The sequence below is a fragment of the Comamonas testosteroni ATCC 11996 genome (genome assembly GCF_000241525.1).
Taxonomy (GTDB): domain Bacteria; phylum Pseudomonadota; class Gammaproteobacteria; order Burkholderiales; family Burkholderiaceae_C; genus Comamonas; species Comamonas testosteroni.
Genome location: NZ_AHIL01000025.1, coordinates 71,807 through 98,222 on the forward strand (window position 1 = coordinate 71,807; position 26,416 = coordinate 98,222).

Below are 26,416 nucleotides of genomic sequence, written 5' to 3' on the forward strand. Positions count from 1 at the left end.
CTGAGGCGCTATCGCGCCTTCCCCCTCTCTCGATGCTGGGCATCGGGAGAGGGACGACAGCCTCGCTGCGAGGCGGCTCTTGCTCGCTGTCCCTTTGATGGGTCATGCCTGTTCGGGTACGGTGCTCAATGGCTGGCGTCTGCCGGCCATACTTTTTTGTGAATCTGGTGCTTGGTATGACTGATCCCATCGACGACGAAGAAAACTACCCGCCCAGGCCGCGCTGGATTGGCTGGCTGATCGGGCTGGTCATGGTGGCTAGCGCCTTAGGTGTGGCCAATATCGGCTGGCGCATCATGCGGGTCAGCACGGCCGAGAAGGCGGCTGATGCGCTGGTGGCAGCCAGGCCCGAGCTGGCGGCAGCCCGAAAGCTGGTGGAGGGAGCAGATTGCATGCGCTGCCATGGTCTGGACCGCAAATTTGTGGGCCCCGGCTTTACGGAGATCGCACAGAAGTACGGCTCGCAAGCCGATGCCCAGAGCTATCTGGCAGACAAGATTCGCAGCGGCAGCGTGGGTGTCTGGGGCAATGTGATCATGCCGCGCCACCCGCAAATCAGCGAGGCCGATTCTCTGCAGATGGCCCGTTGGGTGCTGTCGGCTCAGGCGCTATCGGCTGCAGCTCAATAAGCCGGGTTGCTGAGATCGTGCGTGAATTGAAGGCTGCTGGCGCTTGGCGCCGGCAGCCTTTTTTGCTTTGCAGCCTACGCAGGGTGGCAGGCCTTGCTTTCATAATCCTCAAATGAGAAAACCCGAGCCCGCTCCTGTGCTGAGCCAAGCCGATCAAGCCCTGCACACGCCTGTGCACGCCCCGGCGCGTCAGCGCGGCTTTGTCTTCTGGGCCATCTGGGTGAACATCGCCACCTACGCGATCTATCCCACGGCCAACTGGCTGGCCAGCCTGCGCGACCAGCGCTATGACTTCATCACGCGCTGGGACGCGATGATTCCGCTGGTGCCGGAATTCATCTTTGTCTATTTCTCGTTTTTCCCGTTTCTGGCCCTGCCGTTCTGGCTGGTGGGCCAGCCCGATACGGCGGCGCTGGGCAAGCGCCAGGTGCTGGCCACGCTGATCTGCGGCCTGGTCTTCGTGCTGTTTCCGGCGAATCTGGCCTTCGACCGAGTGATCCCCGAGCTGGAGCCCTATCGCAGCATTTTTGCGACCATGTTCTTTGTGGACCAGCCGCACAATCTCCTGCCCTCGCTGCACATCGTCTACACAGCGCTGACCTGTCTGGCCATCTGCCAGGCGCAATGGCAGCGTGGCCGCTGGGGGCTGTGCGTGCTCATGGTGCTGTGGAGTGTGGCCATCTGCGCCTCCACCATGCTGGTGCATCAGCACCATGTGCTGGATGTGGTCACGGCGCTGCTGCTGGTGCCAGTGCTCTGCCTGCTGATTCGTCCGGCCGATGTGCCGCCGCAGCCTCCACGCATCTGACTTTTCGGAGCTGGCCAGGCCCATTGCGAATCCTGCGTCAGTGATCGCTTGCATGCAGGACTGCGGCGCGATTTTTGAGCGCGGTGCAGGCTTCGTGAAGCGCGGGCCTGCCTAGTCTGTTTTGAGATGGGTGTGCAGCCGGGCCTGCACAAAACATGCCGATGGACTGGTGATGCTGCAGGGAATCTGCGCGTTATTGGTGAAATCCCTAGGATGCCGTTTTGAACAAAAGGACTGGGCCGAAGGCGCCGCGCCAAAAGCGTGGCCAAGAGCCTGGGGATATGCATGCAGTGGCTGAAAACCAAAACCATTGAACAGGCGCTGGCCGATTCGGACGAGCCGGGCCGTCAACTTCAACGCAGCCTGGGCGCGTTCGACCTGATGATTCTCGGCGTGGCCGTGGCCGTGGGCGCCGGCATTTTCTCGGTCGGCGCGCGCGCGGCGGGCAGCTTTGCCGGGCCGGCCGTGATTTTCTCCTTCATCCTGGCGGCCGCCACCTGCGCGCTGGCCACCATGTGCTATGCGGAGTTTGCCTCCAGCGTCCCGGTCACGGGCAGCGCCTATACCTACACCTATCTGACGCTGGGCGAGGGCGTGGCCTGGATCATCGGCTGGAATCTGCTGCTGGAGATGATTGCCGCCGGCGCGGTGATCGCCAAGTACTGGGGCATTTACCTGTCCACGGTGTTTGCCACGGCAGGCGTGGATATTCCCAGCACCCTGCATCTGGGAGCCATCAGCCTGGAGTGGGGGCCGTTCTTCATCGTGACGGTATTCACCGGGCTGCTGATCCTGGGCACGCAGGAGTCGGCCCGGGTCAACAATGTGTTCACCCTGATCAAGATCGCCATCACCCTGTTCGTGATCGTGGTGGGCTTCACCTATATGGACCTGAAGAACTTCACGCCCTTTGTGCCGCCGGCCCAGCCGCCCGTGGCAGGGCATGGCGTGACCGCCGATGTCTGGGGCCAGCCCATGCTGGCCTGGCTGTTCGGTGCCCGCCCCAGTCAGTACGGCTGGCTGGGCGTGATCTCGGGCGCATCGCTGGTGTTCTTTGCCTTCATCGGCTTCGACGTGGTCGCCACCTCGGCCGAGGAAGTCAGGGACCCGCAGAAAACGCTGCCGCGCGGCATCTTCGGCGGCCTGGCGCTGGTGACCCTGCTCTACATCCTGGTCACGCTGGCGCTGACCGGCATGGTGCCCTACACCGAGCTGGCCAAGGCCGAGAATCCCTCGCTGGCCACGGCCTTCATCAGCGTGGGCGCCAACTGGGCTGCCCAGGTGATCGCCGTAGGCGTGCTGCTGGGTCTGACCACCGTGGTCATGGTGCTGCTCATGGGCTCGGCCCGGATCCTGATGGCGCTGTCGCGCGACGGCCTGCTGCCGCGCAGCTGGAGCGTGACCTCGGCCAGGCGCAAGACGCCGGTACGCCTGCAACTGATGGTGGGTGCCGTTGTCGCAGTCCTGGCGGGCTTCACCAAGGTAGAGCTGCTGGAGGAGATGATCAATATCGGCACGCTGTCGGCCTTTGTGCTGGTCAGCATCGGCGTGCTGCTGCTGCGCAAGAAGCGCCCCGACGCCGGAGTCGGTTACCGCGTGCCCTGGGTGCCGGTGCTGCCTGTGCTCTCGGCCCTGCTGTGCTTTTATCTGATGCTGAATCTGACCACTCTGACCTGGCTGCGCTTTCTGGGCTGGATGGCGCTGGGAGCGCTGATCTACATGGCCTATGGCATGCGCCATTCGCGCCTGGCTCAGGCAGATAACAAGTGAGCTGCTAGCGCATGATATTCATTGATTTCAGTATGTTTTATATCTGAAATCGTTTGAATTCAATCGTAACAAGCTATCAAAATAAAAGCCCTGCAGGGAATGCTCTGCAGGGCTTTTGCATTGGTTAGAGTGCTGGGCATGAGTACCGAACCCACCGAGACCCTGCAGACCCGCTCCCCCACCCAGTCCGCCGAAGACGGCCAGCAGCGCTGCCGCTGGTGTCTGGCCACGCCGGGCTATGTGCACTATCACGACCGCGAATGGGGGTTCCCGGTGGGCAGCGACCAGCGCCTGTTCGAGAAGCTCTGCCTGGAAGGCTTTCAGTCCGGCCTGAGCTGGCTGACCATTCTCAACAAGCGCGAGAACTTCCGTGCAGCCTTTGCGGGTTTCGATTTCCAGCGCGTCGCGCAGTTCGGCGAGGCCGATGTTCAGCGCCTGCTGCAGGACGCAGGCATTGTGCGCCACCGCGGCAAGATCGAAGCTGTGATCAACAACGCCCAGCGGGCCATCGAAATGGTCCAGGCCGAAGGCTCGCTGGCCGCGTTCTTCTGGCGCTATCAGCCGGCTGTGCCATCGACGGGCACGACCATTCAGGCCCAGACGCCGGAGTCGCAAACCCTGTCCAAGGAGCTCAAGAAGCGCGGCTGGAAGTTTGTCGGGCCGACCACCATGTATGCGCTGATGCAGGCCATGGGCATGGTCAACGACCATGCGCCGGGCTGCATCACCAGAGCTGAAGTGGAGCGCGCCAGAGCCGCTTTTCAGAGGCCCTGAGGGCGGACTCGCTTCGCCTTGCGGGCCCGGGGATCAGGCCTTGACCAGCAGCCCCGGCGCGCTGGCCAGAACTTTCATGGAGGCTTCGGTGCTGGCCGTGAACTGGCGGCTGCTGATGGTGTTCACATACACCCAGTCGGCGCGGCAGGCGTCCGCCGTGGCCGTCACCAGCATGTAGCCGCGGCGCGAGGTGTCGCAGTATTTAAGCGGCTTGATGAGTTGCTGCAGCGCAGCGGCCAGCGTGGCGGGGTCTTCGCCCGGCAGGTATTGCTCAAAGCCCGGCGAGCTGACCGAGGAGGTTGCAAACTCCACGCCCACGGCCTTGCCGTTCATGTCCTGCAGCTCGCTGGCCCAGGCGTTGTGCGTGTCGCCGGCCAGCACCACCAGCTTCTTGCCGAGCTGACGCGCGGAGCCCAGAACGGTCTCGCGCGCGACCTGATAGCCATCCCAGGCGTCCAGGTTGTAGGGGATCGAAGGCTGGGCCAGGATGGCCTGCTCCTGAGGCGTGAGCGTCGCGGGTGCGGTCTGCGCCTTGGCCGCCAGCGCTGCATACTGCGAGACCGATACGCCCGCACCGGCTTGAATGGTTTCCATGAGTATGGGGGCGGGAATGTTCATGCGCCCCATCAGCACCTGCTGGCCCAGCACCTGCCAGGTGGCACGGGAGGCAGCCATCTGCTGCTGCAGCCACTGTGTCTGGGTCTGACCCAGAAGCTGACGCGCCGGGTTGGCCATGGCCGTGGTGAAGCCCGCCGAGTCGATGCCGGCAGAGGTCATGAAATCGGCATAGTCCAGCTGCTTGTCGCGGCCTATCACGCGGGTGTCCAGCATGTGCAGCGAGACCAGATCGCCGAAGTCGAAGCTGCGGTAGATCAGCTCGGCGCTCGCGGTGCGCGTAGGCATCCACTCGTGGTAGGCCTGCATGGCGGCGGCCTTGCGCATGGCAAAGTCGCCCTCGCCGGGCTGGTGATTCTCGGCTCCCGCACTCCAGGTGTCGTTGGCAAATTCGTGGTCGTCCCAGATGGCAATCATGGGCGCTGCAGCATGCAGAGCCTGCAGGTCTGCATCGCTCTTGTACTGGGCATGGCGCTCGCGGTAGTCGGCCAGCGAGAGAATTTCGCCGGCAGGATTGACCAGGCGGCCCATGGCCTCGGCCTGGGCCGAGGCATAGCCGCCGCGCGCGTACTCATAGATGTAGTCGCCCAGGTGTACCGTGGCATCCAGGTCGCTGCGCCTGGCCGCATCGGCGTATACGTTGAAGTAGCCGGCCGGATAGTTGGCGCAGGAGAAGACAGCCAGCCTGACCTGAGCCACCGAGCCGGTGGGCAGGGTGCGCGTGCGCGCTGCCGCCGACGTCACTCCATGGGCGCGGAAACGGAAGTGATAGACCGTGGCGGGCTTGAGGCCGGCTGCATCGACCTTGACCGTGAAGTCCCTGGCGGCGGTGGCGCTGCTCTCGCCACGCGCCACGATGGAGGCGAACGCTGCATCGCTGGCAAGCTCCCATTGCACGGGAATGTCTGCCTGGTGGCCGGCGGGCGGGGTGATGCGGGTCCAGAGCATCACGCGGTCGGACAGCGGATCGCCGCTGGCCAGGCCATGGGCGAAGCTGACCCTGGGAACGGCTGGCTCCGTCGCCGGCTGGCCGTCATCGCCGCCGCAGGCCGCGAGCGGCAGCACGGTCATGGCGCCGGCGCTCCAGGCCATCTGGCGCACAAAGCGGCGGCGGTTCAGGTCACTGGCTTCGGCAGCAGTGTCTTTGAGCAGGTTGTGCAGCGTCGGCTTGCTGGATTCGTCGGTCATGGTGCTTTCATTGCTGACAAAAACGCGAGCGTGGCAAGCGTCCATGACGTGGCTGTGAAAGCAAACATGTCTTTGCAGAAGGCAGCGCAAGAGCGGTCTGCTGCAGAAAATAAAAAGCCCTGCAGGCATCGGCTGCAGGGCCTGGGGCGAGGCTGCGAACTTACAGCGTCTTGAACACTTCGCGAGCCGCTTCGATGGTGCGGTCGATATCTTCGTCGCTGTGCGCCGCGCTGACAAAGCCTGCCTCATACAGAGCCGGGGCAAAGTAGTGGCCGCGCTCCAGCATGCCGTGGTAGAACTTGTTGAAGACCTTGCCGTCGGTCTTCATGACCTGGGCATAGTGCGTGGGCAGCTCGGGCAGGAAATAGAAGCCGAACAGTCCGCCTTGCCAGTCCACGCTGAAGGGAATGCCGGCGGCATTGGCTTCGGCCTTCAGACCCTGCATCAGGTGGCCGGTCTTGAGGTGCAGCTCGGCATGGAAGCCGGGACGACTGATCAGCTCCAGCGTCTTCAGGCCGCAGGCCGTGGCAATGGGGTTGCCCGACAGCGTGCCGGCCTGGTAGACGGGGCCCAGCGGCGAGAGCTTTTCCATGATCTCGCGGCGGGCACCGAATGCCGCCATGGGCATGCCGCCGCCGATGACCTTGCCCATCACGGTGATGTCGGGCGCAAAGCCTTCGATTTCCTTGGCGTACAGGCTCTGGGCGCTGCCCAGGGCGACGCGAAAGCCCGTCATGACCTCGTCATAGACCAGCAGCGCGCCATGCTCGCGGGTCAGCTCGGAGATGCGACGGGTGAAGTCCACCGAGGCGCGCACAAAGTTCATATTGCCGGCAATCGGCTCCATGATGACGCAGGCAATGTCGCTGCCCATCTTGGCAAAGGCCTCTTCGAGCTGAGTAACGTCGTTGTACTCCAGCACGATGGTGTCCTTGGCCACATCGGCAGGCACACCGGCCGAGGACGAGGCGCCGAAGGTGGCCAGACCCGAGCCGGCCTTGACCAGCAGCGAATCCGCATGGCCGTGGTAGCAGCCGTTGAACTTGATGATCTTGTTGCGGCCGGTGTAGCCGCGCGCCAGGCGCAGCGCGCTCATGCCGGCTTCGGTGCCGGAGCTGACCAGGCGCACCATGTCCATGCTCGGTACGAGGGCACGAATCTTCTCGGCCAGCACCACTTCGCGCTCGGTGGGTGCGCCAAAGCTGAAGCCTTCGAGCACGGCGGCCTGCACGGCCTCGACCACTTCGGGGTGGCCGTGGCCCAGGATCATGGGGCCCCAGCTGCCGATGTAGTCAGTGAACTGCTGATCGTTCTGGTCCCAGAAATAGGCGCCCTGGGCGCGCTTCACAAAGCGCGGCGTGCCGCCCACGGCGGCGAAAGCGCGCACGGGCGAGTTCACGCCGCCAGGGATCACGCCCTTGGCGCGCTCGAACAATGCAATATTCAGATCAGTGTTTTGTGTCATGAGAGGGAATCACAAAGCCTTCAATCGGCTTGGAGTCGGGTTCGTCATCGGTGGCATCTTCGGCCTGCTCGTCTTCGGACTCCTCGTCCTCGGTGGGCTGAGCCCAGAACAGACGATCGGGCAGATAGTGGCCCATGCCGGGCCTGAAGCCGGCATCCAGGCTGTGGTCCAGGTATTCCAGCGCCTCCAGCGTCGCGGCGCCCAGATCGTTGCCGGTGGCCAGCAGGGCCGTAATCGCAGCGGACAGCGTATCACCGGCACCTGTGAACGTGGCGTCAAACATCTCGTACTTGCTGTTGCCCAATACGGACTGGGCCGTGGTCAGCACGTTGTCCACGAACTGGTCGGGCAGGGGGATGCCTGTCACCAGCACATAAGGCACTTCCAGCGCCTCGGCTGCCATGGCGATGTCGCGCGCCGTGGGCGCGCGGCTGTTTTCCCAGTCCGGCAGCAGCCAGCGCCACAGCGTGTTGTGGTTTCCAACCAACACCGAGGTTTGAGGCAGGACAAGCTCCTTGAACGCATCCAGGTACTGATCCTGCTTGTCGTCCTCCCACCAGGACAGGTCCGGCATGTAGCTGATGATGGGAATGTCGGGGTAGTCCGATGAGATCGTGGCGATGGCGGCCAGATTGGCAGGGCTGCCCACGAAGCCGACCTTGATGGCGGTGACGGCAATGTCTTCGAGCACCATGCGCGCCTGCTCGGTCACCGCGTCATCGTCGAGTGAAAAGTGCTCGTAGATGCGGGCCGTGTCTCTGGCGTAGGCGCCGCAGGCTACCGGCAGCGCATGGCCGCCGATGGAGGAGATGGTGGCGATGTCGGCCGAGAGACCGCTGGCTCCGCTGGGGTCACTGCTGTTGAAGGACAGCACGCAGACGGGAGCGGACTCTGTCGCTTCTTCCTGGCGGGTGCGGCGAGGGGGGGGAGAGGAGATGGGGTTCAATGCCATGGCGCACCCCAGTTTGCACCCGGGAATGCAAGGGTGGGAGCCGGGGTTGTGACTAGATACAATCGTTGCATTCTATGTGAAGCCCCTTTAAGCTGTGACTGACCCTAAAACCTGGATGTGTTTGACCTGTGGCTGGCTTTATGACGAAGCCCAAGGTTGCCCCGAACATGGAATTGCTCCGAACACCCGCTGGGAAGATGTACCCATGAACTGGACATGCCCGGAATGCGGTGCACGCAAAGAAGATTTTGAAATGGTGGAAATCTGAGTGCAAGAGCCGCTCACTCCATCAACGACCGAATTGGGAGGAATTTCAACGTGACAGCATCTGGTGCGCCTTTGCGCGTTCTGGTCGTGGATGACAGCAACACCATTCGCCGCAGCGCTGAAATTTTCCTCAAGCAAGGTGGTCACGAAGTTCTTCTTGCCGACGATGGCTTCGATGCCCTGTCCAAGGTCAATGACTACCAGCCCCAGCTCATCTTCTGCGACATTCTGATGCCCAAGCTCGATGGCTATCAGACCTGCGCCATCATCAAGCGCAATGCTCGCTTTGCAAATACGCCAGTCGTGATGCTGTCATCCAAGGACGGTGTATTCGACAAGGCTCGCGGTCGCATGGTGGGCTGTCAAGACTATCTGACCAAACCATTTACCAAAGATCAATTGCTGCAAGCCGTACGACAATTCGCGCTGCAAGCTGCAGATGTGGGAGCTGCATGATGACAATTCAAAAAGTTCTGGTCGTTGACGATTCCAAGACGGAGCTGATGGCTCTGAGCGATATTTTGCAAAAGCAGGGCATGCAGGTGCGTACCGCGGAGAATGGCGAGGAAGCCATGAAGCGCCTGGCCGAAGACAAGCCCGACCTGATCCTGATGGACGTGGTCATGCCCGGACAGAACGGCTTTCAGCTGACGCGCGCCATCTCTCGCGATCCCCTATATGCCGATGTGCCCATCATCATGTGCACCAGCAAGAATCAGGAAACCGACCGGGTCTGGGGCATGCGTCAGGGCGCACGTGGCTATATCACCAAGCCCGTGGATGCCGCCGAGCTGCAAGCCAAGATCGCAGCGCTATAACGAGCTGCGCTGCTTATGGCGAACCGCGAAGCCCTCCGAGATCTTCAATCCCGCCTGGCCGGGCGCCTACAGGCAGCACGCAGCGAAGGCGTCAGCGTTGCTGCCTGGCTGGCGGTGCAGGCTGGCGGGCGGGATTATTTGCTGCCGCTCAATCAGGCGGGAGAAATCTTTCCCTGGACCGGCGTTCAGCCCGTCCCATACACACAGGCCTGGTTTCTGGGCATCGCCAATCTGCGCGGTGCTTTGATGGGGGTTGTGGACCTGGCTCAATTGCTGGGACATGGAAATGTCCGCAATGAGCAGGAATTGATGGACTGCAGTCTGCTGGCCTTCAACCCTGCCCTGGAGGTCAACGCGGCCCTGCTGGCCGATCGTCTGCTGGGCCTGCGTGCCGCAGATGCGTTTTCCAAGGCCGAGCCTGCGCCTGAGCGTTCCCCGAGTTTCTTCGGTGCCGTCCATATCGATGCGAGCGGCCGCCGCTGGCAGGAGCTGAAATTGCAGTCCCTGTCTCAAACCGCCAAATTTTTGAGCATTCGTGCTTGAGGTTCCTGGATACAGCGCTATGTCCTTTGCACAGAAAATAAATCAGTTGTTCCGACGCAAGCCCATCGCGGAAGCCGTCAGTGGTGATAGCGGCATGATGGGAGACACGGTCGTACAGGACATGTACGACGGAGCTCTCAACAGCGTGCAGGGGGCACCTTCCGTCTTCGGCGTTGATGAGGAGGCCAGCCGTGCGGACGAACTGGTGAGCCTGCCTATTCTTGGTGCGGCCACGACTGCCAAGCATCAGCGCACCTTGTTTACCTTGCTCGGTGGCTCGGTGCTGGTGCTGGTGGTGCTGTCGGCATGGATGCTGCGCGAAGCGGGCAACTCCAACCAGCAACTGGCGGCGACCGGTCAGGCATTGATGCAGTCGCAACGTCTGGCCAAGTCGGTCTCCATCGCCATGACGGGGGCCGCTCCTGCATTTTCCGACGTCAAGGACAGTGCCGGTGTTCTGGCGCGCAACGTGCGAGCGCTGGCTGCCGGCGATTCCGATCTGGGCGTGAACGCGCTGGGCGGCGGTTTGCAGGATGAGCTCAGCTCCATCAGCACCCTGGTGGAGCGAGCGGAAAAGAGCGCCGGTCTGATTCTTGGGCAGCAAAAGACTCTGACTCAAGTGGGCGACGCGCTGCGCACCATCAACCGTCAGTCCTCCGATCTGCTGGAAACCGCAGAAACCATTTCTTCGCTGAAGCTGCAGCAAGGTGCAGGCGCGGCCGAGATCTCTGCTGCCGGTCAGCTGGTGATGCTGACTCAGCGTATTGCCAAGTCTGCCAACGAATTCCAGACCATGGAGGGTGTGAGTCCCGAGGCCGTTTTCCTGCTGGGCAAGGATTTGAACTCCTTCAAGGAAATCTCCGAAGGTCTGCTCAACGGCAGCGCCGAGATGCGGCTGTCGGCGGCGCGCGATCCCCAGGTGCATGAACAGCTCGAGACGCTGATCAAGCAGTACGACGATACGCGTACCCAGGCCAGCGCCATTCTGGGCAATCTGCAAGGGCTGGTGTCGGCCCGGGAAGCGCAGACCAGCATCAACAACGACAGCGAACCGCTGCGCCAGCAACTGGAGCAGCTGCAGACGGCTCTGCAGGGACTGGGCGGGGCCAGCATGCTGCAGCTGGCTCTGCTGGCCATCGCCATTTTGACCGTGGTTCTGAGCGGTATCGGCATCTCGCGCGTGCAACTGCTGGACAGCCGGGCACGCCAGCAGGAGGCCGAGCGCCACCAGGTCGATGCCCGTTTGCAGGAGCAGGAGGCCAAGCGCATCAACGACGCCAACCAGGCGGCTATTTTGCGTTTGATGAACGAGCTGCAATCTGTGGCCGAGGGCGATCTGACGCAGGAAGCCACAGTGACCGAGGACATCACGGGCGCGATTGCCGACTCGGTGAACTACACGGTGGAAGAGCTTCGCGCTCTGGTGGGCTCGGTGCAGAACACCGTGACCCGCGTGGCCCAGACCACCGAGCAGGTGGACGTCACATCGACCGAACTGCTGGCTGCATCGAACGAGCAGCTGCATGAAATTCGTGAAACCGGCAAGTCGATTCTGGACATGGCCGGCCGTATCAACAACGTCTCGGCCCAGGCCCAGGAATCGGCCCAGGTGGCCCGCCAGTCGCTGCAGGCTGCGGACTCGGGTCTCAAGGCGGTGCAGAACGCCATCGGCGGTATGAACTCCATCCGCGATCAGATTCAGGACACTTCCAAGCGAATCAAGCGCCTTGGTGAGTCGTCCCAGGAGATCGGTGAAATTACCGAACTGATTTCCGACATTACCGAGCAGACCAACGTGCTGGCGCTGAACGCCGCCATCCAGGCCGCATCTGCCGGTGAGGCTGGTCGCGGCTTCTCAGTGGTGGCGGAAGAAGTGCAGCGCCTGGCGGAACGCTCGGCAGACGCCACGCGGCAGATTGCCGCGCTGGTGAAGGCCATTCAGACCGACACCCAGGATGCCGTGGCCGCTATGGAGCGCTCTACCCAGGGTGTGGTGGAAGGGGCTCGTCTGTCCGACTCTGCTGGTACTGCACTGTCTGAAATTGACAGCGTGTCGCGCCGACTGGCCGAGCTGATTGAGCAGATTTCCAGTTCCACATCACGTGAAGCCAACATGGCCAACGGCGTGGCCGAAAACATTCAGCACATTTTTGCCGTGACCGAGCAAACCGGTGAGGGAACTCGCACCACTGCGCAGCAGGTGCGAGAGCTCTCCCACATGGCTGAAGAGCTGCGTCAGTCTGTTTCCCGATTCAAGATTGCCTGATTTGACTGGCTCTTTCTCTCATAAAAATGCACGACCCTTGAGGGTTAAGGAACTAGAGCATGTCAGTGGTTGACGACTCGCCAATACGTACAGCCATGTCTGCAACTGCAGAGCAGGATCTGGGCCCGCTGGCCTGGGTGCTCGATGAAGTGCGCAAGTCGCTGGAGGCGGCGACCAAGGCTGTGAGCCGTTTCATGCGCGATGCAGATGCGGCCCGTTTGTCTGATCTTGAGGAGTTGGATACATCGGCATTGCGCATTGCACGCCAGCAGCTGCATCAGGCTTGCGGCGCGCTGGAGATGGTGGGCGTCACCGCCCCGGCGCAGGTGTTGCGCAGCATGGAAGCTGCGGTCAACCGCTTTGTACAGCGTCCCGAATATTGCACGCAGGAAGCGGCGAGCACGCTGGAGCGCACGCACTTTGCGCTGATGGAATTCCTGGAGGCCGTGCTGGCCGGTCAGCAGGTCTCGGCCGTAGCCCTGTTCCCTCAGTACCGTGAGACCCAGGTGCTGGCCGGCAATGACAAGGCCCACCCGGCAGACCTGTGGCCTGCCGAGCGCCGTGCGCGCGAGCCCCGCTGGAGCGGGATCATTCCCGAGCCGCTGGCCTATGGCCCGCATGCACGTGCCATGCTGGACGGCGTGGTGCTGCGCATGGTCAAGAGCGACGACCGCGAGGCGGCAGCCCAGATGTGCGAGCTTTGCCGGCGCTTTGCGGCCGGCCAGGCCGAGGATGTGGCGGCGCGCAGTTTCTGGAAGATTGCCGCAGCTTTCTTTGATGCTCAGGCTCGCGGGCTCATCACTGCAGATATCTACGTCAAGCGCATGGCTTCGCGCGTGCTCATGCAGTACGCCAGCATGGCCAAGGGCGACAGCCTGCCGCCCGCACGTCTGCTGCAGGACCTGATGTTCTTCTGCGCGCAGGCCAAGCCCCGCGAGCAGGCCGGCGACAGCCTGAAGGCCGTGCACGAGGCCTATGCCATGGAGCTCATGCCGGTAGTGGACTACCACGTGGCGCGCTATGGCCGCTTCGATCCATCGGTGCTGGTGCAGGCGCGCAAGCGTATTGCGGCTGCTGCCGAGACCTGGTCGGCCGTTGCCGGCGGCGACCGCAGCAAGATCAGATCCATGGCCGAGCAGTTTGGACTGGTGTCCGAGTCGCTGGTCAAGCTGCAGCCTGTCAGTCACGGGCTGGCGCGTGCGCTGATCCGTGTGGCGGAGACGGTGGAGCGCATTGGCGAGCCGCCTCCGGCCGAGCTGGCCATGGAGGTGGCGACCGCAGTGCTTTATCTGCAGGCCAGCTTCATGACCGCCGGGCATGACGACGAAATACAGTCCGCCCAGTCCAGCGTGCTGGTCCAGCGTCTGGATGCGGCTTTGCATGGCGCGCAATCCGAGCCGCTGGAAGTCTGGATGGAGGAGCTCTACCGTCAGGCCAGCGACCAGCAGACCATGGGATCGGTGGTTGGAGAGCTGCGCATCACCCTGGGCGAGGCAGAGAAGCATCTGGATCTGTTCTTTCGCAATCCCGCAGACACCTCGGTGCTGGCCTCGGTGCCGGGCCAGATGGCGCAGATGCGCGGCGTGCTGTCGGTGCTGGGCTTCGAGCAGGCCGCAACCGCCATGCAGCGCATGCGTGACACCGTCGAGCATCTGATGCTTGGCGAGGTGACGGTCGAGAATCAGCCGCGTATCTTCGAGAAGCTGGGCAGCAGTCTGGGCGCCATGGGCTTTCTCATCGATATGCTCAGCTACCAGCGCAATATGGCGCGCAAGCTGTTCGTCTATGACGAGGAAAAAGACGAGCTGCGCATCGTCATGGGCCATAGCCGCAGTCGCGGCCCCGAAGCCTTCCGCCCGACCGTGGACATTCCCATGGAGGGCGTGGCGCCCGTGCAGCCTGCGGTTGCTGCATCCGCCACAGCGGCCACCCCGACAACTGCGGCGGCCGTCGAGCCTTCGGTCGCTGCCCCGCCGCCACCCACCGAAGTGCGGCCTGTGGCCCAGCCTCAGCCCTTGCAGGCACGGCTCACAGACGACGAGGACAGCCCGCCCTGGGCCGCGACCGAGCCCGGTGCCTTGCCCGATTTCGAGGCCATGGCCGCACCTGCCATGGCCGAGCCGGCAGTGGCAGGTTCCGATGCACTGGCCGATGCCATGGCCCAGGTGTTTGCGGACATGCAGTCGGGCAGGCCGGCAGGCGATGAAGCGGGCCGCGAGGATTTGACGGCCTTGAGCCGCACTGCAGTCCCGGCGGCCGAAGCCGCGTCGGCGCCCTCCGAGCTGAGCGCTGCCGAGCTCGATGGCGACGACGAGCTGCTGTCCATCTTCCTGGAGGAAGCCCGTGAAGTCGTGGACAACGGTCAGCAAGCCCTGCAGGCGCTGGCGGACGAGCCTGGCAATCTGAGCGAGCAGACCACGCTGCGCCGTGCGTTCCACACGCTCAAGGGTAGCTCGCGCATGGTGGGGCTGGATGAGTTTGGCGAAGCTGGCTGGGCCATGGAGCAGATGCTCAATGCGTGGCTGGCAGAGCAGCGACCCATGCCTCAGGCCATGCAGCAGCTGGCTCAGGATGCTCTGAAGGCCTTTGCCGTCTGGGCGCAGGATATTGAAAATCAGCAGGCGCAGAACTGGTCGGCCACGGCCTTCCGTGCCGCTGCAGACGCCATGCGCCTGCAGGGCGAGCGTGCCGATGTGGCCCTGGGTCCGCGTCGTGGCGAGCGCGCCCAGCACACGGAGCAGGCCGATGTGTCAGCCGCCGCAGAGCACGAGCAAGTGCTGGAGCTGCCGTCCGAGCTCGAGTGGCCGCTGGAGTCCGGGCCCCTGGCTGCAGAGCCGGGCGCCGATGCCCAGCCCGCCCAGCGCGAGCCCGCATTTGCCATGCCGGAGCTGGACTTCTACCTGGAGGAGCTGTCTTCCGTGTCTGTGCAGGAGCCTGTGCTTGAGCCGGAATCGGCAACGGCCGACTTTGCCTTGCCGCAGCTGGATATTCCCGACGATCTGCTGCAGCAGCTGGCGGCACCGGAGTTGCTCGAAGCATCGGCGCTGCCCACGCTGGAGTCGGAAGGCAGGCCTGAGCCGGAGCAGACCGAAGACGCTGCTGCCGAAGCCCTGATGCAAGCTCAGCCCGTGACGGAGCCAAGCAGCAGTGCAGAAGAGGTGCAGGAGCTGGACTTCGCCGCCTTCGAAGCGGCCATGCGTGAAAGCGAGCAGGCTGCCATAGACATGCAGACTGCCGTGGAGCTCCCCGCCATGGACGCAGCTACCGGGGCGCCGGCCGCTGTGGAGGTGGCGCTTGAGCTGCCGTCTGCAGAGGCAGCGATCGAGCTGGAGGCCATTGAAGCCTTGCTGGATGGCGTGCCCGAGCCAGTCATGGCCGAAGAACCCGCTCAGCTGCCGGAGCCTGAAGTCTCGGCGATTGAGGAGCCGGTGCTCGAGCAGACCGGACAGACAGGTGAGCCGGACGACGGCTATCGCAATATCGACGGCCTGCGCATCAGCGCAGCGCTGTACAACGTCTATCTCAACGAAGCGGACGAGTGGTCAGAACGTCTGGGCGAGGTGCTGCAGCAGTGGCTGCAAGAGCCAGCTGACGCCATTCCCGATGATGCGATCGCGCTGGCGCATTCGCTGGCAGGCAGCTCCGGTACCGTGGGCTTCAAGGCCTTGTCGGAGCTGGCGCGTCTGCTCGAACACGCACTGCTGCATCTGCAGCCTCAGGGCTATGCCAGCGCGCTGCAGATTCAGCAATGCGTGACCGCATCCGATGAGGTACGCCGTCTGCTGCACCAGTTTGCGGCGGGCTTCCTCAAGGACGCTTTACCCGCTGTCGAAGACGCGCTGCAGCCGCCTGCAGATCCCAAGGACTTGCCGCTGGACTTTGCCGCCGAGCTTTCGCAGGAGGCGGCCTTGCCCGAGCTTGCGGGTGATGGACTCAAGGATGTGGCCGAGGAAGACGCAGGAGCATCGGCAGCCGATCCGTTGCTGGATGCCGTGGCACAAACTGCGGATCAGGCACCGTATTCCATGGTGCCTGCCGCAGGCAGCGTGGAGCATGAGGCCGAGCTGCAGCGCCGCATCGATGAAGCCATTGCTCTGGCGGTGCATGCCGGAGATGACGAAGACGATATCGATGTGCTCGACCAGGTCGATGCCGACCTGTTTCCCATTTTCGAGGAAGAGGCCATCGACCTGTTGCCCAAGCTCGGTGCTGCACTGCGCCGCTGGCATGGGCGCCCGAAGCTGGATGAGGCTCGCAACGAAGCCCTGCGCGCGTTGCACACCATCAAGGGCAGTGCCCGCCTGGCCGGTGCCATGCGCATGGGTGAGATGGCCCACCGCCTGGAATCGGCGGTGGAGCGTATCGACCAGGAGCGGCCCACCGCCGAAGCGATCGAGCCGCTGCTGAGCAGCTTTGACGCTTTGCAAGCCAGTTTCGATGTGCTGCGCATGGCTGGTGAGCAGGAGCCCGAGCAGCCGCTGGCGCAACTGGACGATCTTCTTGCTCAGGCGCCTTTGCATCTGAGCGCGGCGGAGTCTGCTGTAACGCCAGCAGCAACGGAAGCTCAAGCCGGAGAAAAGACTGCCGCAGATTCTGTGCAGGCCATTGAGCTGCCGGCACCGGTGGTACCGCGTCCTGCATCGCAGCAGACCGTGCGTGTGCGGGCGCAGTTGCTGGACCGCTTGATTTCCCAGACCGGTGAAGTGCTGATTGCCCGTTCGCGTGTCGATGCGCGGCTGTCGCAGGCGCGTTCGGCGCTCAATGACTTGACGGGCAACCTGGAGCGCCTGCGCACGCAGTTGCGCGACATCGAGGTGCAGGCCGAAAGCCAGATGCAGTCGCGTCTGGCCCTGTCCAAGGACACGGCAGCCGGTTTCGATCCGCTGGAGTTCGACCGTTTCACCCGCGTGCAGGAACTCACGCGCATGATGGCCGAATCGGTCAATGACGTGGCCACCGTGCAGCGCAATCTGCAGCGGGATCTGGCCGCTGCCGAAGACGATCTGGTGGCCCAGGGCCGGCAGGCACGGGATCTGCAGCGAGATCTGCTGCGCACGCGCATGGTGGAGTTCGACTCCTTTGCCGAGCGTCTGTACGCCGTGGTGCGCCAGACGTCCAAGGAAATGGGCAAGCAGGTGCGCCTGAACATCCTGGGTGGCACCATCGAAATGGACCGCGGCATGCTCGAGCGCATGATGCCGGCCTTCGAGCATCTGCTGCGCAACTGCGTGGCTCATGGCATCGAGTCGCCCGAGCGGCGCCAGGAGCTGGGCAAGCCGGCCGTGGGCACCATCGAGATCGTGCTGGGTCAGGAGCGTAACGACGTGGCGCTGTCCGTGGAAGACGACGGGGCCGGTCTGGACCTGGAACGGATTCGCGCCAAGGCCATCAGCCTCAAGCTGTGGACCGACGAGCGTCCCATGACGCTGGAAGATGCGGGGCGTCTGATCTTCGAGCCGGGCTTTACCACCGCCACCGAGGTGACGGGCGTTGCCGGTCGCGGCATTGGCATGGATGTGGTGCGTTCCGAGGTGAATGCTCTGGGCGGTCGTATCGAAACCCATACCGAGCCAGGCCGTGGCAGTGCCTTCCGTCTGGTTGTGCCGTTGACCACGGCCGTGACCCAGGTGGTGATGCTGCGCATGGGTGCCGTGTCCATGGGTGTGCCGGCCAACCTGGTGGAAATTGTGCGCCGCGTGCCCGTCGATGTGCTGGAGGAAAGCTACCGCAAGCAGGAGTTCCAGGACGGCAGCGAAGTCATGCCTTTCTATTGGGCTGGTGCGCTGTGGCAGACCTCGCTGCGCAGCGAGGAAAACCTCGGTCGCACGCGCCCCGTGGTGATCGTGCGCAGTGCCTCGCAGCGTGTGGCGCTTCATGTGGACGAAGTGCTGGGCAACCAGGAAGTGGTGATCAAGAACCTGGGCCCGCAGTTGTCGCGTCTGCCTGGCCTTACCGGCATGTCCGTGCTGCCCTCGGGGGCAGTGGTGCAGATCTACAACCCGGTGGCGCTGGCCAACGTCCATGGCGAGCAGGTGCGAGCCATGCTGGCCAGGGTCGAGCAGGCCGCAGCCGATGGCGAACTGCAGGCTCATTCAGGCGGTGCCGATCTGCTGGGCGCCGAAGCTGCGCAGACCACGGTGCCACTGGTGCTGGTGGTGGATGACTCCATCACCGTGCGCCGCGTCACCCAGCGTCTGCTGCAGCGCGAAGGCTACCGCGTCACATTGGCCGCTGACGGCCTGCAAGCCATGGAGCGTCTGCAGGATGAGCGCCCGACCCTGGTGCTGTCCGACATCGAAATGCCGCGCATGGACGGCTTCGATCTGTTGCGCAATATTCGCGCCGATCAGAAGCTCGAAGGCATGCCGGTGGTCATGATCACTTCACGCATTGCCCAAAAGCACCGTGAAATGGCCCGTGACCTGGGAGCCAATCACTACCTGGGCAAGCCCTATTCCGATGAGGAACTGCTGGGTCTGATCCAGCACTACGCCTTGCAGCGCAGCGGCCCCGCGCCTGAGCGCAGCCCGCTTGGCGGGCCTGCCGAGGAGCCAGGAGTGGTGGTCGAATAAGCGTTGCTCCTGATAAGGAAGCGGCTTGCGCCAGTCAGTATTGCATTTCAGGTTGATATCTATCTGAAATGTATGATGGACTTGCGCAAGCCGCTTCTTTTTTTAATCAGGAGCTGGCTGGGAAGCTGACAGTCGCGTGCAAAGCAGCATGTACTGTGCCGTTGGCCAGGATCGTCACAGGGCCTGAAGGCGGGAGGCAGATCAGGACTCCTTCTTGAGGATTCCGTAGCGCGCCAGGGTTTGCTCCCGCGCCGCCGCATGATCCACGACGGGCAAGGGATAGTCGAGCCCCAGTGCGATGCCTGCTTCGGCCATCTCCAGCGGCTTGGCCAGCCAGGGAGCATGCCGCAGTTTGGCCGGCAAGGGCGTCAGCTCGGGCACGTAGCGCGCGATGAACTTGCCGTCGGGATCGAACTTCTCGCTCTGGGTCACCGGGTTGAAGATGCGAAACCAGGGCTGGGCATCGCAGCCCGTGGAGGCCGCCCATTGCCAGCCGCCGTTGTTGGCCGCCAGATCGAAGTCATTGAGCTTCTCGGCGAAATAGGCCTCGCCCCGGCGCCAGTCCAGACCCAGGTCCTTGACCAGAAAGCTGGCCGTGACCATGCGTAGCCGGTTGTGCATATAGCCGCTGGTATTGAGCTGGCGCATGGCGGCATCGACCAGCGGGTAGCCGGTGCGGCCCTCGCACCAGGCGGCGAAGAGGGCGTCGGCCTCAGCTCCCGTCTCCCATTCGATAGCGTCATAGGCTGGCTTGAAGCTGCGTTCTACGACATAGGGCTGGTGGGCCAGGATCTGGAAGTAGAAGTCTCGCCAGATCAGCTCGCTGAGCCAGGTGGCCGCCCCTTCACGTGCTGCGGCGGACCAGTCCTCATTGTGGGCCGCCTCGTGGGCGAGGCGGGCCAGCTCGCGTATCGAGACGGTGCCAAAGCGCAGATGCACGCTGAGATAGCTGGGTCCCTTGAGGGCCGGGAAGTCGCGCGCCGTCTTGTACTGCGGCAGGCGTGGAAGAAAGTCGGCCAGCAACTGGCGCGCGCCGCTGACGCCGGTGGGCAGGCGCAGGCCGGCCAGCGTGTCCGGGGCAAAGCCCAGATCCGCAGCCGAGGGGATCGGGCGGCGCTCGGTGTCCGGCAGATCGGCCAGCTTGCTCGCCAGATTGCGCTCGCTGGGGTAGGCCGAGAGATAGAACGGTGTGATCTTTCGCAGCCAGGCGTTCTTGTAGGGCGTGAAGACCGAGAACGGCGACAGGTTCTGGGTCAGCACCTCGTCACGCGCAAAGATGCGGTGGTCCTTGAAGCGCAGCAGCAACTGCCCCTGGCTCTTGAGGCTGCGCGCCACCTGGGCGTCGCGGGCAAGAGCCGCCGGCTCGTCGTCGTCGTTGCAGAAGACGGCACCCGCGCCCAGCTGCCGGGCCAGGGCCGGGATGATGTCCTGGGGCAGGCCGCGCCGGGTGATCAGCCCTGTGTGCGCGCGTCCTGCGGCCTCGCGCAGGGCGGCATCCAGCTCGGTCAGACTCTGGCAGATGAACTCCACGCGGCGGTCGGCGCGGGGCAGGGCGGCAAGAATGCTGTCGTCGAAGACAAAGACGCAATACAGCTTTTCACATTGCTGCAATGCGTGATAAAGGGCTGCGTTATCAGCCAGACGCAGGTCGCGCCGCAGCCAGATCAAGCCCACAGGGTAAGAAGGAGTCATGGATCGCCAGTAAAATCGCTGCATGTCTGCAGAATCTGCGCCTATCAACTTGACGCACCACTTCCTGATTGCCATGCCCGGCCTGGAAGATGAGTCGTTTTCGCGCAGCGTTGTCTACCTGTGCGAGCATAGCGAGCGTGGCGCGCTCGGTCTGATTATCAACAAGCCCTCCAAGCTCAGCCTGCAAGGCCTGCTGCAAAAAGTGGATTTGGGTCTCAAACGCGATGATTTGCGCGACCAGCAGGTCTTTACCGGTGGCCCGGTGCAGACCGATCGCGGCTTTGTGCTGCATGAGCCCATGGTCATCGAAGGCGCCCCCGAGAACGAATCGGCCTATGCCTCGACCATGACCATTCCTGGCGGGCTGGAGATGACCACGTCCAAGGATGTGCTCGAAGCCCTGTCGGATGGCGCCGGTCCCAGGCGCGTGCTGGTCACGCTGGGATATTCCTCCTGGGATGAGGGCCAGCTCGAATCCGAAATCGGCGAAAACGCCTGGCTGACCGTGGAAGCCGACCCCGAGGTGATCTTCAGCACCCCGGTGGACGAGCGCTATGACCGTGCTCTGGGCCTGCTGGGCCTGCAGCGCTGGATGCTGTCTCCTGAGTCGGGTCGCGCATGAACGATATTTCCTCTTCCAACAAGGCCGCCGATGCGGCCTTTTCCTCGACTTTTTCCTCGGCCGAAAATGCGGCTGCCAGGCCTGCAGCGGCGCCCGCACCGCAAAAGCCCGAGGTGCCGGCCCATTTCCAGCAGTTCCTGGGCTTTGACTTCGGCATCAAGCGCACGGGTTGCGCCTCGGGTAACCGCGTGCTCGGCGGCGCCAACCCGCTGCCCACCATCAAGGCCGAAGGGGCGGATGCACGCCTGGCCGCGGTGGAGAAGCTGATCCTTGAGTGGCAGCCCAATGCCCTGGTGATAGGCGTGCCCTACCACCCCGATGGTGCGGCGCACGAGAACACGGCCCGGGCCCTGAAATTCGGCCGCCAGCTCAGAAGCCGCTTCAAGCTGCCGGTGTACGAGGTGGACGAACGCTACAGCACGACCGAAGCCCTGGCGGGTGGCGCACGCGACGCCGACGCGGCTTCGGCCTGCATCATTCTTGAACAGTTTTTGAGGAGTCTCCCATGAGTGAAACCATTGCCGGTCAGGGCAGCCTGATCCTGGACGCCGAAGCCTTGTATAGCGAGCTGCTGCGCGGCGTGCAGCGCATCATGGGGCCGAACACCCGTCTGGCGGGCATCACATCGGGCGGTGCCTGGCTGGTCGAGCGTCTGCACAAGGATCTGAATCTCAAGGGCAAGCCCAGCGTGCTGTCTTCCTCGCTGCACCGCGACGATTTTGCCCAGCGCGGCATGGCCTCCAGCGCCCAGACCCAGATCGCCTTCGATGTGAACGGCGCCGATGTGCTGGTGCTCGACGATGTGCTCTACACCGGCCGCACCGTGCGCGCCGTGCTCAACGAACTCTATGACTACGGCCGTCCCGCCAGCGTGCGACTGGCCGTTCTTGTGGACCGGGGAGGGCGCGAGCTGCCCATCCAGGCCGACTTTGCCGCAGCGCGCGTGGCGCTGCCGGCCGACCGCTCCCTGGCGCTGGCGCGCGACGAGGGCGGTGTTTTCCACTTCCGCATTCAAGAGGCCTGATCGTGCTGTACAAGCGCAACCCCCAACTCAACAAGAACGGCGAGCTGATCCACCTGCTCTCCACCGAAGGCCTGTCCAAGGACATCCTGACCCAGATTCTCGACACGGCCAGCAACTTCGTCAGCGTCAACGACCGTGAAGTTAAGAAGGTGCCGCTGCTGCGTGGCAAGAGCGTGTTCAATCTGTTCTTCGAGAACAGCACGCGTACCCGCACCACCTTCGAGATTGCGGCCAAGCGCCTGTCGGCCGACGTGTTCAACCTGGACATCGCGCGCAGCTCGGCCAGCAAGGGCGAGACCCTGCTGGACACGATCGACAACCTCTCGGCCATGGCGGCCGACATCTTTGTCGTGCGCCACAGCGAGTCGGGTGCTCCCTATCTGATCGCCAAGCATGTGGCGCCCCATGTGCATGTGGTCAATGCCGGCGACGGCCGCCATGCCCACCCCACCCAGGGCCTGCTGGACATGTACACCATCCGCCACTACAAGCAGGATTTCTCCAATCTGCGTGTGGCCATCGTGGGCGACGTGCTGCACTCGCGCGTGGCGCGCTCGGACATCCACGCCCTGACCACCCTCGGCGCTGCCGAGGTGCGCGTGGTCGGCCCGCGCACCCTGGTGCCCTCGGACATGGCCAGCATGGGCGTGCGCGTCTTCCACAATCTGGAGGAGGGCATCAAGGACTGCGACGTCATCATCATGCTGCGCCTGCAGAACGAGCGCATGAGCGGTGCGCTGCTGCCTTCGAGCCAGGAATACTTCAAGAGCTTCGGCCTGACTGAAAAGCGCCTGGAGCTGGCCAAGCCTGATGCCATCGTCATGCACCCCGGCCCCATCAACCGCGGCGTTGAGATCGACTCCGCCGTGGTGGACGGCCCGCAGGCCGTGATCCTGTCGCAGGTGACCTTCGGTATCGCCGTACGCATGGCTGTCATGTCGATCGTCGCGGGGAATGAGGCTTAAACACCCCCTGAGCCGCTGCGCGGCTTCCCCCTCTCTCGCAATGCGGGAGGGGGACGACGCCTTCGCTGCGAGGCGGCTCTTGCTCGGCGTCCCTGGCTTGGAGCGCGCCGGTTTTCAGATAAGTAATATTTTTGTAGCTTCTAGCGCTTTTGTGGCAAGGGCTGGAAGCCAATTTGGTGCCAAACCATGAAGATTCTGATTCGCAATGGCCGGGTGATGGACCCGGCACGAGGTTTCGACCAGCAGGCCGATATCGCCATCGATGGCAGCGTGATCGCCGCCATCGGCACGGTGCCCGATGGTTTTGTGGCCGAGCGTGAAATCGACGCCTCCGGCCAGTGGGTGCTGCCTGGTCTGGTGGACTTGGCCGTGCGTCTGCGCGAGCCCGGTCACGAGCATGAAGGCATGCTGCAGTCCGAGATGGCGGCTGCCGTGGCCGGTGGCGTGACCAGTCTGGTCTGCCCGCCCGATACCGAGCCTGTGCTCGACGAGCAGGGCCTGGTGGAAATGCTCAAGTTCCGTGCCGAGAAGCAGCACAAGTCGCGTCTGTTCCCCATGGGCGCGCTGACCATAGGCCTCAAGGGCGAAACCCTGACCGAGATGGCCGAGCTGACCGAGTCCGGCTGCGTGGCCTTCGGCCAGGCGGATGTGCCGCTATCCAGCATCACCACGCTCAGCCGTGCTCTGAGCTACGCCAACACCTTTGGCTACGCCGTGTGGCTGCGCCCGCAGGACAAGGATCTGGGCAGGGGCGTGGCTGCCAGCGGCGCGCTGGCCACCCGCATGGGTCTGGCCGGGGTGTCCGTGGCGGCAGAGACGATTGCGCTGCACACCATCTTCGAGCTGATCCGTGGCTCGCAGACCCGGGTTCACCTGTGCCGCATCTCCAGCGCCGCCGGCGTGGAGCTGGTGCGCCGAGCCAAGGCCGAAGGTCTGAACGTGACCGCCGACGTGTCCATCAACTCTCTGCTGTTGACCGAGAACGACATCGGCTACTTCGACAGCAGTGCCCGTGTGGTGCCCGTGCTGCGTCAGCAGCGCGACCGCGATGCGCTGTCTGCTGCGCTGGCTGACGGCACCATCGATGCGCTGGTTTCCGATCACTGCCCGGTGGACGAAGACGCCAAGGTGCTGCCTTTTGCCGAAGCCGAACCCGGTGCGACCGGTGTGGAGCTGCTGCTGTCGATTGCCGTGAAGTGGAGCCGCGACTACAAGGTGCCGCTGAACCGCGCACTGGCTGTCGTGACTTCGGCGCCCGTTGCCGTGCTGGGCAGCGCCCTGGGCGAGCAGCAGTCACTGCTGGGGCAGCTCAGCGTGGGCGGCGTGGCTGATCTGTGCATCGTCGACCCCGAAGCTGAGTGGACGGTTGATCCCAAGACGCTGCAAAGTCAGGGCAAGAGCACGCCATTCAACGGCTATGAACTGCCTGCGCGCGTGAGCCTGACCATTGTGGATGGTGCGGTGGCTTATCAACGATAGGCTCCCCCTGAGTGGCTTTGCCGCTTCCCCCCTCTCTGGATGCGTTGCATCGGGAGGGGGACGACACCTTCGGTGCGCGGCGGCGCTTCCTCGGTGCCTCTGACTTTGCATTGCGCCAGTCTTAGGCGCTTGCCGGTTTCAAGTTGGTGCAACTTGTGCGAGGCGAGTCGCTAAACTCTTTGGGAATCATGGCAAACGGCTTGCACAAAATCAAAACCGGCTCGCGTGCGGTATGGCGCGGGCTGCGTCTGCTGGCCCATGTGGCCAAGGGCGCCTGGATCGTGGCGTTTCGCTTTCCGCAGCTGCACTACCTGCAGCAGCACGAGCATGTGCAGGCCTGGGCCGCAACGCTGCTGCTGCGGGCCGGGGTGCAACTGCAGGTCAAAGGGCAGCCACCGGCCAAAGGTCCGGTGCTCATGGTCAGCAACCATATCTCCTGGCTCGATATTCCGCTGCTGCATGCGGCGCGCCATTGCCGATTCATCTCCAAGTCCGACGTCAAGGGCTGGCCCATCATCGGCACGCTGGCGACGGCTGCAGGCACGCTCTACATCCAGCGCAGCTCGCGCCGCGATGCCGTGCGCATGGTGGGAGCCATGGAAGAGGCCTTCAAGCGCGGCGAAATCCTCGCCGTCTTCCCCGAGGGGACGACAGGCGATGGACGCAGCCTGCTCTCGTTTCACTCCAATCTGCTCGAAGCCGCCGTGCAATGCGATGCACCGGTGCAGCCCGTGGGGCTGCGCTTTGTCGATGGCAAGACAGGCAGCACCAGCTATGCCGCCACCTATGTGGGGGACGAGACCTTGCTGGGCTCCATCTGGCGTGTGCTTTGCTCGGAGCAGCTGATTGCCGTGGTGCACTATGGCGAGGCGCAGAGCGCACAAGGGCGCGACCGCCGCGCCTGGGCCAAGGACTTGCACACCGAAGTGGACAGGCTGCGCCAGAGCTAGGCGCTCTGCCGGCGCTTTGCTGGCTCCGTCAAACCCTGTAGGCTGCGCGCATGCACGCCAGAGTTTTGCGCTATCTCGATGAAGTGGTCCGCCGCGGCTCCATCCGCAAGGCGGCCGAGTACCTGCATGTGGCTCCTACGGCCGTGAACCGGCAGATTCTCGATCTGGAGGCCGAGCTGGGAGCGCCGCTGTTCGACCGCATCCACAACCGCCTGCGCCTGACGCCTCTGGGCGAGATGGTGCTGACCCATGTGCGCAGCACCTTGCGCGAACATGCAGCGCTGCGTGAGCGCATTGCCGACTTCAAGGGCATGAGACGCGGCGAGATCACAGTGGCAGCGACTTCTGGCCTGGCGGGCTCCTTGCTGCCCTCGCTGGTGCATGACTTTCGCAGCAGTCATCCGGGGATGGTCGTGCGTGTCATCGACTTGCCGACGCAGGCCATTGTGTCCGCCGTGGAAGCTGGGGAGGTGGATCTGGGTCTCGCCTACGATCTGGCGCCCAGACCCGGCTTGCGCATGCTGGCGGCCAGCGAATGGCAGATCGGAGCCATCCTGCCGGTCAAGCACCCGCTGGCGCATCACTCGTCGCTGCTGCTCAGCGAATGCGTGGGCCATCCGCTGATCCTGCCGGCACCGGCGCTGACCATACGCAGCCTGCTCGATGAAGCCTTCGCGCGCAGTGCCATCGAGGTGACGCCGGTGGCCGAGTCCACCTCCATGGCCTTGATGCAGCGTCTGGTCATGCTGGGCGAGGGCATTGCCCTGCTCAACGCGCTGGATGTGCTGGAGGAGCTCGATCGCGGCTCGCTCAGTTTTGTGCCCCTGCGCGATGCGCATCTGCAGCGCCAGACCCTGATGCTGTTCGTGCGCAAGGGGGCGGAGCTGAGCGCTGCCGCTTCGCTCATGGCAGCAAGCATCGAATCGGCGCTGGCACGGCTCTACGCCAGAAAACGCTGATTTTCTGTCCACATTTTGTGGACATGGTTGGCGGAATTCGGCGCTATCGCGCGCTTGG

The 26,416-nt window shown here is 63.7% G+C and carries 21 protein-coding genes; 17 read left to right on the top strand and 4 right to left on the bottom strand.

Going from position 1 to position 26,416, the window contains the following annotated elements; all coding sequences use genetic code 11:
• Positions 1-176 precede the first annotated feature (176 nt).
• From CTATCC11996_RS09080 to CTATCC11996_RS09095, 4 genes are all read left to right on the top strand, one after another.
• Positions 177-629, top strand: coding sequence for a c-type cytochrome (locus CTATCC11996_RS09080; protein WP_034348584.1), 453 nt, complete (start codon positions 177-179; stop codon positions 627-629).
• A gap of 112 nt (positions 630-741) precedes the next feature.
• Positions 742-1,437, top strand: coding sequence for a phosphatase PAP2 family protein (locus CTATCC11996_RS09085; RefSeq protein WP_034348526.1), 696 nt, complete (start codon positions 742-744; stop codon positions 1,435-1,437).
• A 285-nt stretch (positions 1,438-1,722) separates the two neighbouring features.
• Positions 1,723-3,207, top strand: coding sequence for an amino acid permease (locus tag CTATCC11996_RS09090; RefSeq protein WP_003075361.1), 1,485 nt, complete (start codon positions 1,723-1,725; stop codon positions 3,205-3,207).
• 138 nt (positions 3,208-3,345) lie between these two features.
• Positions 3,346-3,981 (top strand): DNA-3-methyladenine glycosylase I, encoded by a 636-nt coding sequence (locus CTATCC11996_RS09095; protein ID WP_003075363.1) that lies wholly within the window; start codon positions 3,346-3,348, stop codon positions 3,979-3,981.
• Between the two features lie 33 nt (positions 3,982-4,014).
• On the opposite strand, the gene CTATCC11996_RS09100 is transcribed toward CTATCC11996_RS09095, so the two are convergent.
• From CTATCC11996_RS09100 to thiD, 3 genes are all read right to left on the bottom strand, one after another.
• The gene (locus CTATCC11996_RS09100; protein WP_003075365.1) at positions 4,015-5,784 is read right to left on the bottom strand and encodes an alkaline phosphatase D family protein; all 1,770 of its coding nucleotides are present in this window, start codon (positions 5,782-5,784) and stop codon (positions 4,015-4,017) included.
• 160 nt (positions 5,785-5,944) lie between these two features.
• The gene (gene hemL, locus CTATCC11996_RS09105; RefSeq protein WP_003075367.1) at positions 5,945-7,249 is read right to left on the bottom strand and encodes a glutamate-1-semialdehyde 2,1-aminomutase; all 1,305 of its coding nucleotides are present in this window, start codon (positions 7,247-7,249) and stop codon (positions 5,945-5,947) included.
• Positions 7,233-8,201 carry a bifunctional hydroxymethylpyrimidine kinase/phosphomethylpyrimidine kinase gene (gene thiD, locus CTATCC11996_RS09110; RefSeq protein WP_034348529.1) on the bottom strand — a complete coding sequence of 323 codons (969 nt, stop codon included), beginning with the start codon at positions 8,199-8,201 and terminating at the stop codon, positions 7,233-7,235. The genes hemL and thiD overlap by 17 nt, the downstream gene beginning before the upstream one ends.
• Before the next feature lie 115 nt (positions 8,202-8,316).
• Between thiD and CTATCC11996_RS24925 the strand changes: the two genes are divergently transcribed.
• From CTATCC11996_RS24925 to CTATCC11996_RS09135, 6 genes are read left to right on the top strand one after another with little or no spacing between them, the layout of a single operon-like run.
• Entirely contained in the window at positions 8,317-8,469 is a 153-nt protein-coding gene (locus CTATCC11996_RS24925) for a rubredoxin (protein ID WP_034399566.1), read from the top strand.
• A 50-nt stretch (positions 8,470-8,519) separates the two neighbouring features.
• On the top strand, positions 8,520-8,924 hold the full coding sequence (locus tag CTATCC11996_RS09115; RefSeq protein ID WP_034348530.1) for a response regulator: 405 nt from the start codon (positions 8,520-8,522) through the stop codon (positions 8,922-8,924).
• A complete protein-coding gene (locus CTATCC11996_RS09120) occupies positions 8,924-9,286 on the top strand; it encodes a response regulator (protein ID WP_003071159.1) in 363 nt (120 codons plus the stop codon). The genes CTATCC11996_RS09115 and CTATCC11996_RS09120 overlap by 1 nt, the downstream gene beginning before the upstream one ends.
• A gap of 15 nt (positions 9,287-9,301) precedes the next feature.
• Positions 9,302-9,829: a chemotaxis protein CheW gene (locus CTATCC11996_RS09125; protein WP_003075373.1), complete on the top strand. Its 528-nt coding sequence runs from the start codon at positions 9,302-9,304 to the stop codon at positions 9,827-9,829.
• Positions 9,830-9,848: 19 nt separating this feature from the next.
• Positions 9,849-12,095, top strand: coding sequence for a methyl-accepting chemotaxis protein (locus CTATCC11996_RS09130; RefSeq protein WP_003075375.1), 2,247 nt, complete (start codon positions 9,849-9,851; stop codon positions 12,093-12,095).
• 59 nt (positions 12,096-12,154) lie between these two features.
• The gene (locus tag CTATCC11996_RS09135) at positions 12,155-18,667 is read left to right on the top strand and encodes a hybrid sensor histidine kinase/response regulator (protein WP_034348532.1); all 6,513 of its coding nucleotides are present in this window, start codon (positions 12,155-12,157) and stop codon (positions 18,665-18,667) included.
• A 201-nt stretch (positions 18,668-18,868) separates the two neighbouring features.
• Here the strand turns inward: CTATCC11996_RS09135 and CTATCC11996_RS09140 are convergent, their stop codons facing one another.
• A complete protein-coding gene (locus tag CTATCC11996_RS09140; protein ID WP_003075380.1) occupies positions 18,869-20,359 on the bottom strand; it encodes a cryptochrome/photolyase family protein in 1,491 nt (496 codons plus the stop codon).
• Between the two features lie 22 nt (positions 20,360-20,381).
• Here CTATCC11996_RS09140 and CTATCC11996_RS09145 point away from each other — a divergent pair, with 22 nt between their 5' ends.
• The 7 genes from CTATCC11996_RS09145 to CTATCC11996_RS09175 all read left to right on the top strand — a co-directional run bounded on the left by CTATCC11996_RS09145 (position 20,382) and on the right by CTATCC11996_RS09175 (position 26,358).
• Complete coding sequence (locus tag CTATCC11996_RS09145; RefSeq protein ID WP_003071169.1) at positions 20,382-20,981, top strand: YqgE/AlgH family protein; 600 nt, start codon at positions 20,382-20,384, stop codon at positions 20,979-20,981.
• Positions 20,978-21,490 (top strand): Holliday junction resolvase RuvX, encoded by a 513-nt coding sequence (gene ruvX, locus CTATCC11996_RS09150; RefSeq protein WP_003075381.1) that lies wholly within the window; start codon positions 20,978-20,980, stop codon positions 21,488-21,490. Before CTATCC11996_RS09145 ends, ruvX begins: the two co-directional genes overlap by 4 nt.
• Complete coding sequence (gene pyrR, locus CTATCC11996_RS09155) at positions 21,487-22,005, top strand: bifunctional pyr operon transcriptional regulator/uracil phosphoribosyltransferase PyrR (protein ID WP_003075383.1); 519 nt, start codon at positions 21,487-21,489, stop codon at positions 22,003-22,005. Before ruvX ends, pyrR begins: the two co-directional genes overlap by 4 nt.
• A gap of 2 nt (positions 22,006-22,007) precedes the next feature.
• A complete protein-coding gene (locus CTATCC11996_RS09160) occupies positions 22,008-22,970 on the top strand; it encodes an aspartate carbamoyltransferase catalytic subunit (RefSeq protein WP_003051536.1) in 963 nt (320 codons plus the stop codon).
• 186 nt (positions 22,971-23,156) lie between these two features.
• Entirely contained in the window at positions 23,157-24,449 is a 1,293-nt protein-coding gene (locus CTATCC11996_RS09165) for a dihydroorotase (protein WP_003075385.1), read from the top strand.
• 188 nt (positions 24,450-24,637) lie between these two features.
• Positions 24,638-25,399, top strand: a complete 762-nt coding sequence (locus tag CTATCC11996_RS09170) for a lysophospholipid acyltransferase family protein (protein WP_003075388.1) — start codon at positions 24,638-24,640, stop codon at positions 25,397-25,399.
• A 50-nt stretch (positions 25,400-25,449) separates the two neighbouring features.
• Positions 25,450-26,358, top strand: coding sequence for a LysR family transcriptional regulator (locus CTATCC11996_RS09175; RefSeq protein WP_034348533.1), 909 nt, complete (start codon positions 25,450-25,452; stop codon positions 26,356-26,358).
• Positions 26,359-26,416 lie beyond the last annotated feature (58 nt).

Bases quoted from the DNA above. Each gene is read 5' to 3' on its own strand.
- CTATCC11996_RS09095 (WP_003075363.1), top strand. From the start codon at position 3,346: ATGAGTACCGAACCCACCGAGACCCTGCAGACCCGCTCCCCCACCCAG.
- CTATCC11996_RS09100 (WP_003075365.1), bottom strand. From the start codon at position 5,784: ATGACCGACGAATCCAGCAAGCCGACGCTGCACAACCTGCTCAAAGAC.
- CTATCC11996_RS24925 (WP_034399566.1), top strand. From the start codon at position 8,317: ATGTGTTTGACCTGTGGCTGGCTTTATGACGAAGCCCAAGGTTGCCCC.
- CTATCC11996_RS09175 (WP_034348533.1), top strand. From the start codon at position 25,450: ATGCACGCCAGAGTTTTGCGCTATCTCGATGAAGTGGTCCGCCGCGGC.
- ruvX (WP_003075381.1), top strand. From the start codon at position 20,978: ATGAACGATATTTCCTCTTCCAACAAGGCCGCCGATGCGGCCTTTTCC.
- CTATCC11996_RS09130 (WP_003075375.1), top strand. From the start codon at position 9,849: ATGTCCTTTGCACAGAAAATAAATCAGTTGTTCCGACGCAAGCCCATC.
- hemL (WP_003075367.1), bottom strand. From the start codon at position 7,249: ATGACACAAAACACTGATCTGAATATTGCATTGTTCGAGCGCGCCAAG.
- CTATCC11996_RS09125 (WP_003075373.1), top strand. From the start codon at position 9,302: ATGGCGAACCGCGAAGCCCTCCGAGATCTTCAATCCCGCCTGGCCGGG.
- CTATCC11996_RS09135 (WP_034348532.1), top strand. From the start codon at position 12,155: ATGTCAGTGGTTGACGACTCGCCAATACGTACAGCCATGTCTGCAACT.
- CTATCC11996_RS09090 (WP_003075361.1), top strand. From the start codon at position 1,723: ATGCAGTGGCTGAAAACCAAAACCATTGAACAGGCGCTGGCCGATTCG.
- CTATCC11996_RS09170 (WP_003075388.1), top strand. From the start codon at position 24,638: ATGGCAAACGGCTTGCACAAAATCAAAACCGGCTCGCGTGCGGTATGG.
- CTATCC11996_RS09085 (WP_034348526.1), top strand. From the start codon at position 742: ATGAGAAAACCCGAGCCCGCTCCTGTGCTGAGCCAAGCCGATCAAGCC.
- CTATCC11996_RS09165 (WP_003075385.1), top strand. From the start codon at position 23,157: ATGAAGATTCTGATTCGCAATGGCCGGGTGATGGACCCGGCACGAGGT.
- pyrR (WP_003075383.1), top strand. From the start codon at position 21,487: ATGAGTGAAACCATTGCCGGTCAGGGCAGCCTGATCCTGGACGCCGAA.
- thiD (WP_034348529.1), bottom strand. From the start codon at position 8,201: ATGGCATTGAACCCCATCTCCTCTCCCCCCCCTCGCCGCACCCGCCAG.
- CTATCC11996_RS09120 (WP_003071159.1), top strand. From the start codon at position 8,924: ATGACAATTCAAAAAGTTCTGGTCGTTGACGATTCCAAGACGGAGCTG.
- CTATCC11996_RS09145 (WP_003071169.1), top strand. From the start codon at position 20,382: ATGTCTGCAGAATCTGCGCCTATCAACTTGACGCACCACTTCCTGATT.
- CTATCC11996_RS09080 (WP_034348584.1), top strand. From the start codon at position 177: ATGACTGATCCCATCGACGACGAAGAAAACTACCCGCCCAGGCCGCGC.
- CTATCC11996_RS09140 (WP_003075380.1), bottom strand. From the start codon at position 20,359: ATGACTCCTTCTTACCCTGTGGGCTTGATCTGGCTGCGGCGCGACCTG.